This is a genomic window from Clostridium sp. UBA5119, assembly GCF_002414285.1.
Classification (GTDB): Bacteria; Bacillota; Clostridia; order Clostridiales; family Clostridiaceae; genus Clostridium_J; species Clostridium_J sulfidigenes.
Genome location: NZ_DHYX01000055.1, coordinates 91,313 through 101,971, shown reverse-complemented (window position 1 = coordinate 101,971; position 10,659 = coordinate 91,313). Strand labels below are relative to the sequence as shown.

Annotated in this window: 12 protein-coding genes (1 of these 12 running past the window's edge); 10 read left to right on the top strand and 2 right to left on the bottom strand. The window is 32.0% G+C overall.

Going from position 1 to position 10,659, the window contains the following annotated elements:
* The 10 genes from B2671_RS08980 to B2671_RS08935 all read left to right on the top strand — a co-directional run.
* Positions 1-43: the end of a GNAT family N-acetyltransferase gene (locus B2671_RS08980; RefSeq protein ID WP_414632627.1), read on the top strand. It extends 425 nt beyond the left edge of the window; only the last 43 of its 468 coding nucleotides appear in the window; its start codon lies beyond the left edge, outside the window; it ends in the stop codon at positions 41-43.
* Positions 44-234: 191 nt separating this feature from the next.
* Complete coding sequence (locus B2671_RS08975; protein WP_346870110.1) at positions 235-1,662, top strand: NAD(P)/FAD-dependent oxidoreductase; 1,428 nt, start codon at positions 235-237, stop codon at positions 1,660-1,662.
* A 12-nt stretch (positions 1,663-1,674) separates the two neighbouring features.
* Complete coding sequence (locus B2671_RS08970) at positions 1,675-2,889, top strand: FAD/NAD(P)-binding oxidoreductase (protein WP_346870109.1); 1,215 nt, start codon at positions 1,675-1,677, stop codon at positions 2,887-2,889.
* Position 2,890: 1 nt separating this feature from the next.
* On the top strand, positions 2,891-3,250 hold the full coding sequence (locus B2671_RS08965) for a DUF1667 domain-containing protein (protein ID WP_346870108.1): 360 nt from the start codon (positions 2,891-2,893) through the stop codon (positions 3,248-3,250).
* A 97-nt stretch (positions 3,251-3,347) separates the two neighbouring features.
* Entirely contained in the window at positions 3,348-3,683 is a 336-nt protein-coding gene (locus B2671_RS08960; protein ID WP_346870107.1) for a hypothetical protein, read from the top strand.
* A gap of 212 nt (positions 3,684-3,895) precedes the next feature.
* Complete coding sequence (locus tag B2671_RS08955; protein ID WP_346870106.1) at positions 3,896-4,405, top strand: methylated-DNA--[protein]-cysteine S-methyltransferase; 510 nt, start codon at positions 3,896-3,898, stop codon at positions 4,403-4,405.
* 124 nt (positions 4,406-4,529) lie between these two features.
* Complete coding sequence (locus B2671_RS08950) at positions 4,530-5,465, top strand: M15 family metallopeptidase (protein WP_346870105.1); 936 nt, start codon at positions 4,530-4,532, stop codon at positions 5,463-5,465.
* A 35-nt stretch (positions 5,466-5,500) separates the two neighbouring features.
* A complete protein-coding gene (locus B2671_RS08945) occupies positions 5,501-6,619 on the top strand; it encodes an amidase domain-containing protein (protein ID WP_346870104.1) in 1,119 nt (372 codons plus the stop codon).
* A 70-nt stretch (positions 6,620-6,689) separates the two neighbouring features.
* Positions 6,690-7,640 carry a type I phosphomannose isomerase catalytic subunit gene (locus tag B2671_RS08940; protein ID WP_346870103.1) on the top strand — a complete coding sequence of 317 codons (951 nt, stop codon included), beginning with the start codon at positions 6,690-6,692 and terminating at the stop codon, positions 7,638-7,640.
* 165 nt (positions 7,641-7,805) lie between these two features.
* Complete coding sequence (locus B2671_RS08935) at positions 7,806-8,126, top strand: DUF1622 domain-containing protein (RefSeq protein WP_346870102.1); 321 nt, start codon at positions 7,806-7,808, stop codon at positions 8,124-8,126.
* 19 nt (positions 8,127-8,145) lie between these two features.
* Here the strand turns inward: B2671_RS08935 and B2671_RS08930 are convergent, their stop codons facing one another.
* Both B2671_RS08930 and B2671_RS08925 read right to left on the bottom strand, forming a co-directional pair.
* Positions 8,146-10,002 carry a S8 family peptidase gene (locus tag B2671_RS08930; RefSeq protein ID WP_346870101.1) on the bottom strand — a complete coding sequence of 619 codons (1,857 nt, stop codon included), beginning with the start codon at positions 10,000-10,002 and terminating at the stop codon, positions 8,146-8,148.
* Between the two features lie 3 nt (positions 10,003-10,005).
* Positions 10,006-10,659 (bottom strand): S8 family serine peptidase (locus B2671_RS08925; protein WP_346870100.1); only part of this gene is annotated, 654 nt, incomplete at its 5' end.

Below are 10,659 nucleotides of genomic sequence, written 5' to 3'. Positions count from 1 at the left end.
AACAGAGTTCTTTGCTTCAGAGGGAGTTTTTTACTACCTATGAAGGTTAGAAATCGTTATCCAGGGACGTAGCGGCTCTTTACTCACACTTTGAAAAAGAAGGGAGTATTAGAGCTGGTAGTCATCGGATAAATGAAATATTAGTGCTGATAAGAGATTTAGAGACAAGCACAAAATAAGGAGTTATATCCTTGTTTTGGCTTGTCTTTTTTGCGATTAAAGGAGGAAATTTTAATGTATGATATAGCTATAATAGGTGCTGGAGTAATTGGAGCTTCGATATTTAGAGAACTTATGAAATATGATTTAAAGGTAGCAATAATAGATAAGGAAAATGATGTTTCAATGGAGACAACTAAGGCAAATTCAGCCATTGTCCATGCAGGCTACGATCCTAAGGTAGGAACTTTAATGGCAAAGTATAACCTTAAGGGTAATGAGATGTTTGAAGAAATTTGTAATGAGTTATCAGTACCTTTTAAAAGAAATGGTTCTTTAGTAATTGGATTTGATGAAGAAGATATGGAAACTATAAAAGAGTTATATGACAATGGAAATAAAATTGGTGTTAAGGAACTACAAATTTTAAATAGAGAAGAAGTACTGAAAAAAGAGATTAATTTAAGTGATAAAGTTATGGGTGCGCTATATGCACCAACAGGAGGAATTGTTGGCCCTTTTGAATACACAATAGCCCTTGTGGAAAACGGAGTAGATAATGGTGGGGAGGTTAAATTAAATAGACAAGTAATTGGTATAGAAAAGAAAGAACATTTTATTATAAATACAGCTGAAGGTGAAGTTATAGAAAGCAAATATGTTATTAATGCAGCAGGGGTTTATGCTGATAAAATACACAATTTAGTTTGTAAAGAAGCCTTTAAGATAAATCCTATTAAGGGAGAATATTTTGTTATGGACAAGAGCCAAGGTGAGGTAGTTAGCCACACTATATTTCAATGTCCTTCTAAACTTGGGAAGGGTATATTAGTGACACCTACAGTTCATGGAAATTTATTAGTAGGTCCAGATGCAGAAAGTGTAGAGGGTAAAGATAATGTTGCAACTACAGCAGAAAACTTAGAGTTTATTAAAAATACTGCTGTGAGAACCACAGATAAAATTAATTATAGAGAGAGTATAAGAAATTTTGCAGGACTTAGAGCAAATCCAGATTGTGGAGATTTTATTGTAGGAGAAGCTAAGGACGTAAAGGGCTTTATAGATGCAGCAGGAATGAAATCACCAGGATTGTCTTCAGCACCAGCAGTGGCTTTAGATGTGGTAGAAATTCTAAAAAATTCCGGACTTAAGGCTGAGTTAAAAAACAATTTTAAAAATACTAGAAAGCAAATTAACTTCATGGAATTATCCAGTGAAGAAAAGGCAGAGCTTATAAAAAAGGATAGTCGATATGGAAAAATAATCTGCAGATGTGAAAGTATAACAGAAGGTGAAATTATAGATAGTATAAAGAGAGCCTTTGGAAAAGTAACTCTAGATGGAGTAAAGAGAAGGTGTAGACCAGGTATGGGAAGATGCCAAGGTGGCTTCTGTGGTCCTAGAGTTCAAGAAATAATTGCAAGAGAGCTAGATGTTTCAATGGAAGATATAGTTCAAGAAAGCGATGGATCATATATTTTAATTGGAAGGACTAAATAGGAGGAAACATTTATGTACGATTTAATAGTAATAGGTGGAGGTCCAGCGGGACTTGCAGCAGCTTATGAAGCTTATAATAATGGAGTAGAGAAAATACTAATAGTAGAGAGAGATAGAGAGCTTGGAGGAATACTAAATCAATGTATTCATAATGGTTTTGGACTTCATACTTTTAAAGAAGAGCTTACAGGGCCTGAATATGCTGAAAGATTTATCCATATGATAAATGATACTAGGGTTGAAGTTAAACTTAATACCATGGTATTAGAAATAAAAGAAAATAANNTTCTAAAGGGAAAAGCTATTATTCTTGCCATGGGATGTAGGGAAAGAACTAGAGGAGCTATAAATATGCCAGGGGATAGACCTTCAGGAGTGTTTACAGCAGGAGCTGCTCAAAGATATATCAATATGGAAGGATATATGCCAGGAAAGGAAGTTGTGATCCTAGGATCAGGTGATATAGGTCTTATTATGGCAAGAAGAATGACTTTAGAAGGTGCAAAGGTTAAGGCTGTAGTAGAGCTGATGCCTTATTCTAACGGACTTAATAGAAATATTGTTCAGTGCCTAAATGATTATGATATTCCCCTTTATTTATCACATACTGTAACTAAAGTTGTAGGAAGAAAGAGATTAGAAAAGGTGGTAATTGCTAAAGTAGATGAAAGCAAAAAGCCAATAAAAGGTTCTGAAATTGAGTTTGGTTGTGATACTTTATTATTATCTGTAGGACTAATACCAGAAAATGAGTTATCTTCTAAGGCTGGTATTGATAAGGATAGAAGAACAAATGGACTTATAGTGAATGAAAGCATGGAAACTTCTGTAGAAGGAATATTTGCCTGTGGAAATGTAGTACATGTTCATGATTTAGTAGACTTTGTTAGTGCAGAATCTAAGCATGCTGGATTTTGTGCTGCCAAATATATTAAAGGTAAAAATGACAAGGGGAGTTATGTAAATATAATAAATGGTGAAAGAATTAATTATACAGTTCCTCAAAGATTAAATGTAGAGGCGATAGAAGATAAACTAACTGTATTTATGAGAGTAAATAATATATATCATAATAAGAGGCTTGTGGTTAGATGTGGTGATGATATAATCGCTAGCTTTAAAAGAAGTCACTTAGCACCATCGGAAATGGAAAAGATTTTACTTAGCAAAACTCAATTAGAAAAGATTACAGGAGATATAACAATTTCTCTGGAGGATGGTGAATAATATGATAAAAGAATTAATTTGTATAAGTTGTCCTATGGGATGTCATTTAAAGGTAAATACTGAAACAAAAGAGGTTACAGGAAACACTTGCAAAAGAGGTGAAATTTACGGGATAAATGAAGTAACGAATCCTGTAAGAGTTATAACTACCACAGTAAAAATTAAAGATGGTGAGCTCCCTGTTATACCAGTAAAAACAAAAACACCTATTCCTAAAGAGTTAAATTTTAAGGCTATGGAAGTATTAAATTCTATAGAAATAGAGGCTCCAATTTCTATGGGAGATATCATAGTGAAGGACATTCTAGGCACTGGGGTAGATGTGGTGGCTACTAGAAGCTTAAAGAAGAATATAGAATAGGATAGTAAATATATTTTAAAAATAATAGAGATTTAGAATAATAATTTATAAGTTGGAATAATATATTTACAATGAAGCATTTTTAAGGTAGGAGTTTATGACGCAGAGAAGAATTATTGAAAGTTATGGAAGAGATCTAGGTTTTACTATAGATCAGTTATGTAGACTTATAGGTTCCTATAAAATCTTAGTTGATACAGCAAGCAGTGTGAACTGTATTACCATTGCTAATAAAAGGGACATTAAAGATGCCCTTAAAAGAGCACAGGAAGTTGGTTGCTTAATAGATGAGCTTATAGATGTTTTAGATTGTAGTATATGTACCTGGGGCAATTATATGAAATTAAAAACTGAGTATATAAACTCTAGATTAGATTTATGCCTCATAGAAACCGAAGTAGAAGAAGAAATCAGATTACAACCAGGACCATAATTATATAAAACATGTTATAAAGTAATTGAAAAGATGTTAATATATATATTATTAACATCTTTTAATTTTATCCGATGACGATTAGTCTTGGATAAGGATTTGACCTAAAGGACAACGAATTCTAAGTATCAAACATACTGACACTAAGAATTCTGTTAGTAAAGCTTCAAAGAGGCTAGAAGTTCTGTTTATAATGAAAGTGGGGAAACTTTATGTGGTATGATTACTTTGACTCTATTATAGGAACTATATATGTGGTTATGGATGAAAAGGGCGTAGTGAAGATAGAGCTTTTTCAAGATGGATGGGAAGAATACCATAACCTTAATAAGGGAAGTTTAGAACATAATAAAGAGAGGTGCTTAAGGACTATAACTCAGTTAAAGGAATATTTTAATGGAGAAAGGGAAGATTTTAACTTACCATTGTCAATAAGGACTACGGAATTTAGAAATAAAGTTTGGCAAGAGCTTATAAATATACCCTATGGAGAAACTAGAAGTTACAGTGATATTGCTATAGCAATTGGAAATCCTAAAGGCGTAAGAGCTATAGGTGGGGCTAATAGAGCAAATGAATTTCCTATAATAATTCCATGTCACAGAGTAATTGGAAAGAGTGGCAAATTAGTAGGATATGCTGGAAATCATACGGATATAAAAAGTAAGCTTTTAGAATTTGAAAAAAATAATAAGGATAATTTATTTAAAAAAACTCATTAATTTACCAGTTATAAATAATTGTATATTTACACAAAATAGGCTAAAGGATATTTTTAGCCTATTTTTTATTTTAAATAAGACCGTAAGTCATTTTTGTGTTAGGTTCTTTGCTAGGAGGATATATATGAAAAAACTTTTTTTATATGGAATTATAGTTTTAACTATATTAGTTACTTTCATTAGCAATACAAAAGAAGTATTTGCAGATGACATAGAAGAGAATAATGAAGGTAATTACAATATTACAATGAAACAAGATATTCTAACTTTAATGATGGCATATCCCGAGTCCATAACTGGAGTTGAAAAAAGTGAAGAAGGAAAGGTATTTATAATAACAGCTTCAGGAAAGAAAATACTCTATGACGATAAACAATCTAAGGACTTTAATGGAAAAATGGATAATGCAGACCTTCAAGATATACTAGAAGATATTTATCCTCTTACTATGCCTGATAAACTTTTAGATATAAATAGAGATCCAGGTAGATTTAGAAATTATAATCTTTTAAATGAAGTTTACGGAGGTAGTGAAAGAGAAGTATCATCTAACCTTATAAGTGTTCCTGCACCCTATAAAAACTATCAATTTAATAAAAATAATGGAGCTGCAGAAAGTTTAAAGAAGGCTATGGAGGAGTTAAAACAATTATCATTAGGTAATGGAGTGGTATCATCCCTTTTAAATCCTATTAATGGAACTTTTAATTATAGAGTTATATCAGGTACAGGAAAGCTGAGTCCTCATGCCTATGGAATAGCTATTGATATTAATAGTAATCCTAGTGACTATTGGAAGTGGGCATCTAGAGATGCTGGAGAAAAGAGGATGTTATCCTATCCTAAGGAACTAGTAGATACTTTTGAAAAAAATAACTTTGTATGGGGTGGAAAATGGGGTCATTTTGATATTCTTCATTTTGAATATAGACCAGAGGTATTAGTAAAGGCAAAATACTTTGGAGAAACCTTCAACAAAGATATGGATTGGTTTGGTGAAGTGCCAAGAGATAAAAAAATAGATAATTATATTAACATTATTGAAGGAACTTTAAATTAATAATTAACTAAAGAGCTAAAATGAGGAGGACCTTTATGAACATTATAAGATCCATAAAAAAGATACTTACATGGAAGTTGATTTTTGGAATATTACTAGCTATTATTATTGCAAATATTTTTTTTTCTAGAGCTAATGCTGAAGATGTAGATGAAGAAGTAAAGCTAGAAATTAAGAACTTCATTGAAGAAACTATTGCAAAGCGTAATAGAGCCATCGTAACTGGAGAAGAGGAAAGCATTAAATCTGTTTATGATATGGGAACTAAATATGGTACATGGGCCTATGAAAATGAAGAGAAAAAGATGATTTATCTTCACAATTGGGAACAGAAACAAGGGGTTAAAATTACAGAAATACTTCCCAAGGTGGTTGTAAATCGTATAAGTGAAAAGGAGAATGGATTCAAAGTTAACTTTACATGTTCTACAGAATATAGATATGTTTATGAAGATAGACCAGAAGAGGTTAATTCAGCTAGGATAGGGACTTATCATGTTCTTACTTTAATAAATAAAGGGGACAATTTCTTAATAAATAAGGAGTGGTATACAGATCCCTTTGCAGATTCTTTAAATCTAGAGAAATTAAAGGTAGATGATGTAAAAGAATTTATTTTAGCTCAAAAACCTAAAGATTTCTCAAATTTAGATGAAAGAAGGAAAGCATCTGTAGAATATGCCAATAAATATTGTGGAGCGGCTACTGAGGAAGAATTTGGTTATAAATATAATAAGGATTATAGAAATTTTAATCCAGAAGGTGGAGATTGTGCTAACTTTGCTTCGCAGATATTACATGAAGGCGGTAAATTTAAGAAAAATTCATCATGGAATTATTCCAAAGGAGAAGCTACAGCATCTTGGGTAAATGCAGATAAATTTAAGAGCTATTGGGTATATAGTGGAAGAGCTTCAGTAATAGCTCATGGAACCTATGATAAGGTATATAAAGCCTCATATCAGCTTATGCCAGGAGATTTTGTTGCTTATGAAAAAAAGGGTGATATTAAACATATATCTACTGTAACCAATGCAGATTCTAGAGGGTATGCTTTAGTTACTTGTCATAACACTGATAGAAATGATGTGCCTTGGGACTTGGGTTGGAGTGATAAAAATATTAAGTTTTGGCTTATAAGAGTTCATTATTAAAAATATTTAATTAACCTTATTAGGATACATAGCATACCTTAAAATATAAACATTTATATTAGAGGGCAATATGTATCCTATTAAATTTGAAAATTTATATTATGAAAAAATTTGGGGAGGAAGAAAGCTAGAAGATTATAGAATAAATCTTCCTAAAGGAAACATAGGAGAAAGCTGGGAAATTGCCTGTCATAAAAATGGAATGAGTATTATTAGTAATGGAAAATATAAAGGAAAAGCACTTATTGAAATAATTAAGGAATATAAAAACTTAATTGTAGGAGATAAGATATATATAGATAAATTTACAGATAGGGATTTTCCGCTACTTATAAAGATTATAAATTCTAATGAGAATCTATCTGTGCAGGTACATCCTAATGATGAGTATGCTCATAGAGTAGAAAATGATAATGGTAAGGTTGAGGCTTGGTATATTATAGATTGCAAAGAGGGAGCAGAAATAATTGTTGGTACAACAGCAGGATGTACAAAGGAAGAATTTAAAAGAAGTTGTAAGGATGGTACTGTGGAAGATTGCATGAATAAAATATTAATTAAACCTGGAGAGTTATTTTTAATAGAACCTGGATTACTTCATTCCATAGGAAAAGGCATATTACTGGCAGAAATACAACAAAATAGTGATATTACTTATAGAGTTTACGATTATCAGCGAGGAAGAGAACTCCATATTGACAAAGCATTGGATGTAGTTAATTTTAATGGCATGCCTAAGAGTCTATGTATAAACAATGATTTAGTAATACGAAATCATATGAATTCAGAAAAATTTAATATAGATATATACAATATAAAAGGAAGCTATAGTGAAACTAGTGATAAAAACAAGTTTTTTGTATTTACCTGTGTAGAAGGTAAAGGTAAAATTAGCTTTGTTGATGAAGGGCTTAGAAAATTTATTGATATATCTATTTTGGAAAGTTTTCTAATACCAGCATATTTAGGTGAATATATTTTAATAGGGGATATGAAGTTAATAAAAAGCCATATATTTTAAAACAAAAGTAGTCCTAGACTTATATAGAGAAATCTATATGAGTCTAGGACTGAAATTTTCAAGCTAATAACAAACTGTTACATAACTGGTTATTAATAAATGGACAAGTCACTATTAATATAATAATATACAAGTAATAGCAAATTAATAAGGGGGTGTTTAACGTTGGAACATATTATTACAGCCATAATAATACCTAGAGTTATTTCATTGTTAGAATTAATGGGAACTACAGTAATTCTAGTAGCTGGAATGAAGGCATTTTATAGATATATTCTAAGCTTATTTAAACAAATTAATTGTTCTATAAAGGTAGATTTTGCACAAGCATTAGCACTTGCACTTGAGTTTAAATTGGCTGCAGAGATTTTAAAAACTGTAATAGTAAGAAATTTTGATGAGATGTACATATTAGCTGCAATAATATTACTTAGAGCTATACTAACATTTGTTATTCACTGGGAAATAAAAAGTGATGGACACTAAGTATATTATCAATTTAAGCCTACTCATTATACTTTAATCTATTCAATAGACTTACTGGTAGTGAAGTTTCTACATTATCATCAAATTTCCTAGAAAGATTAGCAGGTTGTGAAGTTGGACTTATAAGTGGTGCTAGCTGACCTTGTTGAGAGTAAATTCCCCTGATAGCATCAAAGACTCCTCGCATATCCAGAATACCATAGCCCCAAAATTCATTGGGATAGACCTCGTTAGGTCTTTTTCGAGTTCCTCTTATTAAAAAAGTTTTTATGCTTTCAGAAGACAATATAGGAATATTTCCTTCAGTTATACTCCATTGATAAAAAAGAGCTATAGCACCAGCAAGTACTGCTGTGGCAGCACTAGAACCTGATATAGTAGCTATGGTGTTATTTAATCCAGTAGTTAATACATTTATTCCTCCACAGGTTATTTCAGGTTTTATTTTATTATTTGAGGTAAATCCAACTCCAGAATTTGAGCCTATAGTATTAGTATTTTGGTTATAAAATGCAGTAGTAATAGCTAAATTACTAGTTGAAGGTATAGTGAGAGTTGTAAAGTTATCTGGATTTAGTAGTGCTGTACCAAGCTTGGATAAAGGTCTTTGATCAATCCAAACATTAAATAAACCATTTACTATATAATCTCCATATAAACTTATATTCCATACACCTGGAGCGATGTTTGAAAAAGTTAAAAAAATTAGCTGATTACCGGATACAATTTCAGGGAAATAGTAAACTATTCTAGTAGTAGTATTTTCATATAAAAAACTAATGTTTGCACTTTGACCAATCTTTACAGGAATTCTGGGAATTACCTGTCCACTAGGAGAAGTTAAACCCAAAGACATTTTGTCTGGGTAGGCACACCATATAGCTATATTTAAATCACCTTGATTTGGATCTACTGAAAATTCGACAGGTTGAGTTTCTCCAGTATTAGATATATATCCAGAAGCATGAGTTTCAGAACCACCTTGATTACCTGTGCCTAAAGCAAAGGTTACTGTAGTAGAAAAAGAATAGTAATCAATAAGTTCCTCTAGAGCATTAGTGCCATCATGAGCACCTAGGTTGCTGCTAACAGGTAGAAATATAACCATAGGTCGTAGGTATATAGAACGTTGACGTAAAAGATAAACCATAGCTGTAGCTATATCTGTATTACGATAAACTGGAGTGCCAGGAGCTGACGGGTCTAGCGTATCTGCTATCTCCCTTATAGGTCTTAGTTTAACAGATATAAAATCACAGTTTGGAGCTGCTCCTTTTATATCTCCATATCCTCTAGCACCAATTATACCTGCACATTTAGTTCCATGGCCATTAGTATCTATTTGTGGAACTATAGAATAAGGATTACCACCTGATTTGTTTAGGGAAATAGCTTCATTTATTTGTGCTTGTGAATACTCACTACCATAGCCGATACCAGATGGTGCAAGTCCAGTAGTATCAGTTTGATCCCAAATAGATAATATCCTAGAGGTATCGTCTTCTCTGGTAAACTCTACATTTAAGTAATCTATACCCGTATCAATAGTACCTACAATTACACCAGTTCCTGTTAAATCTATAGGATTACCTTCAGAGAATTGAACTATGTTAGAAGTTTCTAAGGGGGACAGTTGCGTAAGTATAAAATCATTAGGTGGCTCAATTATATTAATAGTAGGTAGAGATACAATTAAGTCTTCGTATCCAATTTCTACAAATATAACAGCCATGTATGGGGTTAGTATTATAACACTAGCCTGGGGTATTTCAGCAATAGAGGCTACTATATTACCAGTATAGTAAATTATAAAGCTATTGTACTGTAAAGGGTCATCTAATTGTTGAGTTACTTCTCTTAAATCTTTTAGATTCATGGATTAATCCTCCTTATAGATATCATCTATTCGTGTATATAATTCAATAGGCATTTTTATAGACGAATTAAGTGGCAAATGTTTTTCATAGTAAGAATTATTAACGCTATAGTTCCTAGATAGACTTGATGATCTAAGATTTTCGAAGGAACCAAGAAGATTTAGCATACCATAACCCCATTGAGGATTTGGGTATATATCACCAGATCTTTTACTAGTTCCTCGAGTTAAATAAGAAATAATAGAAGGTCCATATATATTGGGATCATTACCAAGAATTATGCCCCATTCTAGGATAAGAAGGGTAGCGCCACAAAGTACAGCTCCAGCTACAGAACCACCAGAAATTATATTAGTTTCATTATTTAATCCTGTAGTTAATGCCATAACACCACCAGTAGTTAAGTTAGGTTTAATTCTATTATCTGCAGTAAAGCCTCTACCAGATTCTACGGCTATAGTATTATTATTTTGATCGTAGAAAGATGTTGTTATGGCTTTTCTAGCATTTGCAGGAGCTTGTAAAGTTGTGTATGGATTAGGATTAATTACTCTAGTGGTCAACTGTATAAGAGGTCTTTGGGGTAGCCACATATTATATTGCCCGTTAACTATATAATCCCCTCTGAGTCTCAGTTGCCAAAGTCCAGCTTTGGG

What these genes read in the sequence shown, in the direction of transcription:
- B2671_RS08975 (WP_346870110.1), top strand. Translation starts at nt 235, where the DNA reads ATGTATGATATAGCTATAATAGGTGCTGGAGTAATTGGAGCTTCGATA.
- B2671_RS08965 (WP_346870108.1), top strand. Translation starts at nt 2,891, where the DNA reads ATGATAAAAGAATTAATTTGTATAAGTTGTCCTATGGGATGTCATTTA.
- B2671_RS08960 (WP_346870107.1), top strand. Translation starts at nt 3,348, where the DNA reads ATGACGCAGAGAAGAATTATTGAAAGTTATGGAAGAGATCTAGGTTTT.
- B2671_RS08955 (WP_346870106.1), top strand. Translation starts at nt 3,896, where the DNA reads ATGTGGTATGATTACTTTGACTCTATTATAGGAACTATATATGTGGTT.
- B2671_RS08950 (WP_346870105.1), top strand. Translation starts at nt 4,530, where the DNA reads ATGAAAAAACTTTTTTTATATGGAATTATAGTTTTAACTATATTAGTT.
- B2671_RS08945 (WP_346870104.1), top strand. Translation starts at nt 5,501, where the DNA reads ATGAACATTATAAGATCCATAAAAAAGATACTTACATGGAAGTTGATT.
- B2671_RS08940 (WP_346870103.1), top strand. Translation starts at nt 6,690, where the DNA reads ATGTATCCTATTAAATTTGAAAATTTATATTATGAAAAAATTTGGGGA.
- B2671_RS08930 (WP_346870101.1), bottom strand. Translation starts at nt 10,002, where the DNA reads ATGAATCTAAAAGATTTAAGAGAAGTAACTCAACAATTAGATGACCCT.